A 2,539-nucleotide genomic window follows, 5' to 3' on the forward strand; every position below is an offset into this window, starting at 1 on the left:
TTGCGCGCAGCAAAATAAATCCCTGTTTTACGGGGACTGTTCCAGAAAAGATCGCAAGCGCGTCCCTTACGCAAAGGGGCGCGCTTGTTTTTGCTTAAAGCCAAAAAATTACTTCTGAAACTTTCTCGCGATATCCATGATCTCTTTACCGAGATCCTTTTCAAACTGTGAGTAGACCTTCTTGGTCGCCTCTACAAAGGGCTTCTTCTGCTCCGGCGTCCCGCTGCTGCTGTTTAAATACCTGAATTCCGTCGGTCAAGACAGAGAGCTGTACGCCTCAACTCTCTCCATTCTGCTAAACAACAAAATGCGGAACCTTAAGGCAGAAGAACAGCATGTACTACATCTGGCCTCTTTTTTCGTTCGGCGCATCGATCATGCCGTCATCGCCGGGCTTTTGGGGAAAAGCGAGGCGAAAATTCCCGAAATACTGGACGTTCTTGTCCAGTGCGCCCTGGCGCGAAAAAACACCCACGATAAAATCGCCCAATACATGGAAACGATGTCCGGCGACCAGGGAAGCCGCGGCGACGACATTCTGTATCACTACCAGCAGGCCAATAACCGGGCCATGTATTTGAAACAGCAAATACGCAAGCTTCGCTCTCTCATCAATCTTGACGTGGAATTTCCAGAATTCATCAGCGACATATCCACAAGCTACATTAAAGACATAGAAAAAGAGCTTGCCGGCGGTAACATACCAAACGACGTAAAGTATGAATTCTATCTCATGAAAGGAAGCTTTGAAATCAAGACCTGCGACTATGCCGCCGGCATCCGTAACATCAAACGGATATTGGAATACGACAGCGACGTTGCGCGGCAGATCAAGGCGCACAAACAGATGGTTTATTACGCCTACCAGCTCCGGCATCCCCAAGCCATGTATCAGAGTATCATCGCGGCGTTGAGTCTCGTTAAAAATTACGGCGTCGAGGAGGAGCGCGCAGACATCCTGAAACTCTTTGGCATGTACAGTATTATGGCGGGTGAGCTTGACAATGCCGCCAACCTTTTGGAGCAAAGCTATAACCTGTTCCGCTCCAAAAAACCCGGCAGCCAGACGCTATATAATATTGCGTGCGTCCTTAACTACCGGGCCTCGATAGAAAAATACCAGGCGAACTATCCCGCCACCCTGAAATATTATGTAAAGGCGATCTCCATCTGCGAGGAAAACGGCATTATGAACGGCCTCTCCGTTTTCTACACGAACATGGGACAGGTCTTGTACAAGCTGGACAGGCAGGAGCGCTCCAAAGAGTATTTCATGAAATCCGAAAATCTCTACCATAACATACACACGAACTGGAGCCGCGCCTTAACCGAGTCCTACCTGGCCCTTATCCACTTCAACGAGAAAAACTACCGCGCCAGCGCCGCCTATCTGTCTCAGTCGCTGGTGCTGGCGAATAAGCTGAAAAATGTTTACGAGAGCACCTACAATTACTGCGTGGCCCGGATCATCAGAAAAGAGGTGGCATACGATGAAGACGTCCGCCGCCATTATGAGAACGTGTTAGGGCAAGATTTTGACTATTACGACCGAAAAGCGGAGGCGGGCTTTCGGATCATGAACATCAACGATCCTCAACTGCGCTTGCTGCGATTCGCCGGCTGCAGGTGCCGACTATAAGATCTGTTTGACGTCAAAGCAAACTTTGCCCTCTTCCGTGACAAAGCAGGGAATCCCGATGGAACCGTTTTTCTTTGCTTCGTCAAATTCTGCGCGGCTGTCGCGCAGCCGTACGAATTCTTTGAGGTTGGCTATGCTGTCGTCGAAGTTTCTGAACTCGACCACCAGCTCCGACGCGGCGATGTGTTGCAGCGCCGCGCGCACATCAGGGCAGTTTTTTGTTCCGTACATGACAGTCGTCATCTTCATTTCCTCCTTATATCTCGCAATGGTGGAATTTTATTCATCTCAATCGCCGTTTCGGATGTCTATCAAAACATCTATCAAGGATGGATCCGGCAGAGCGCCTAAAAACCCCTTTGCATAGCGTTCATACAAATCCAAATCCAATCCCCTTAGCGCCTCCCGTGCCTCTTGTCATTGGGGAAATTCAGCGGCGTCCAGAGTGTTTATCAAAATGTTGTCTTTTGAGGAGAGGTTAACGGCGTTTTTAAGTTTGTGTCATATCAAAAAAATACTCATATCTCTTCTCATTCCATAAAGAACGGCGCTTAACTTGAAAGTAGGAGCATAACAGCTCTGTATTTTTTAAGCAAATTTTAAGCATAAAAAATACAGATCAACTGCTATTTGAAAAAAGCTAATTGATTCTTATTCTATAAACATGGAATCTCCGAAGGAAAAGAACCGGTAGCGCTTCTCCACCGCTTCTCGATAGACGCGCATCATCGTCTCATAGCCACCGAAGGCGGAGACAAGCATCAGCAGCGTGCTCATCGGCAGGTGGAAGTTCGTTATCAGGGCGTCTATCACCCGGAAACGGTATCCGGGGCTGATGAAGAGCTTCGTATCGAGCACACCGGGGACGATTTCGCCGTACCGCTGCGCGAAGGACTCCAG

Annotated in this window: 3 protein-coding genes; 1 reads left to right on the forward strand and 2 read right to left on the reverse strand. The window is 48.7% G+C overall.

The genetic code is table 11. From position 1 onward, the window contains the following. Positions 1-181: 181 nt before the first annotated feature. On the forward strand, positions 182-1,639 hold the full coding sequence (locus RRY12_12955; GenBank protein ID MEG2185582.1) for a hypothetical protein: 1,458 nt from the start codon (positions 182-184) through the stop codon (positions 1,637-1,639). Here RRY12_12955 and RRY12_12960 read toward each other — a convergent pair. Both RRY12_12960 and RRY12_12965 read right to left on the reverse strand, forming a co-directional pair. Then, positions 1,634-1,882 (reverse strand): glutaredoxin, encoded by a 249-nt coding sequence (locus RRY12_12960; GenBank protein ID MEG2185583.1) that lies wholly within the window; start codon positions 1,880-1,882, stop codon positions 1,634-1,636. The genes RRY12_12955 and RRY12_12960 overlap by 6 nt on opposite strands. Before the next feature lie 408 nt (positions 1,883-2,290). Beyond that, the coding region (locus RRY12_12965) for an S-adenosylmethionine:tRNA ribosyltransferase-isomerase (protein MEG2185584.1) at positions 2,291-2,539 on the reverse strand (249 nt) is incomplete at its 5' end.

Origin of the sequence: Cloacibacillus sp., from assembly GCA_036655895.1 — a bacterium.
Classification (GTDB): domain Bacteria; phylum Synergistota; class Synergistia; order Synergistales; family Synergistaceae; genus JAVVPF01.